The sequence below is a fragment of the Alteromonas sp. DY56-G5 genome (assembly GCF_041414725.1).
Taxonomy (GTDB): domain Bacteria; phylum Pseudomonadota; class Gammaproteobacteria; order Enterobacterales; family Alteromonadaceae; genus Alteromonas; species Alteromonas macleodii.
Genome location: NZ_JANHZQ010000134.1, coordinates 1 through 684 on the forward strand (window position 1 = coordinate 1; position 684 = coordinate 684).

The 684-nt window shown below is 44.7% G+C and carries 2 protein-coding genes; both read left to right on the forward strand.

What is annotated here, in order from left to right; translation table 11 throughout:
* The first annotated feature begins 54 nt into the window (after window positions 1-54).
* Window positions 55-162 carry an excalibur calcium-binding domain-containing protein gene (locus NO989_RS21885; protein ID WP_371343203.1) on the forward strand — a complete coding sequence of 36 codons (108 nt, stop codon included), beginning with the start codon at window positions 55-57 and terminating at the stop codon, window positions 160-162.
* 84 nt (window positions 163-246) lie between these two features.
* The coding region (locus NO989_RS21890) for a hypothetical protein (protein WP_371343202.1) at window positions 247-684 on the forward strand (438 nt) is incomplete at its 3' end.

Below are 684 nucleotides of genomic sequence, written 5' to 3' on the forward strand. Positions count from 1 at the left end.
GCTAGTGGCGCCAGTAACCCCTTAGAGCGGTATGACACGAACAACAACGGCAAGATTACCTGTGCTGAAGCTCGAAGCCATGGCATTACCCCTGTCAAAAGAAGCCACCCAGCTTATGAGTTTATGTTTGACAGGGATGGTGACGGCATTGTTTGTGAGTAAAATGCCTCCTCCATGTGTAAAGCAAATTCTTAAGTTAGTTAACTCGAAAACAAAATTTTGAAAGGGCTAGAAAGGAGTCAGCTGGTGGATAAATCACTTGCTAACGGATTAGTGAACCGGATCATGCGCAAACTGCATCATCAGTTTAGTGAGCCGGATTTTGTGGTTCATGGTAGCCATCGCAAACAATGCAAGGCAGTACTTGCTAGGTGTAAGGAACGTTCATCAGCCACGCTGATTTCACAGCGCTTTAAAGATACAAAGAATTGGGAAGTCATATGGGGCGAATGGGTTTTGTTTTCTAGTCAGGCATCACTTAATGCGCCTCGCATGCCAATTGAGAGTTACGACAAAATTGCCTTTGATTTAACGTTTACTAATCCTAAGACGTCGATGGGCGCTGGCGTCTTCTTTGTAGAGCTTTCAAAACATTCGCTTGTAAGGTTCATTATGCGGTGCGGTCACGAGGTGAAAACGCCATCGGACCTTTGGAAATTTCTGCAGAGAATTACTCGCCAATTA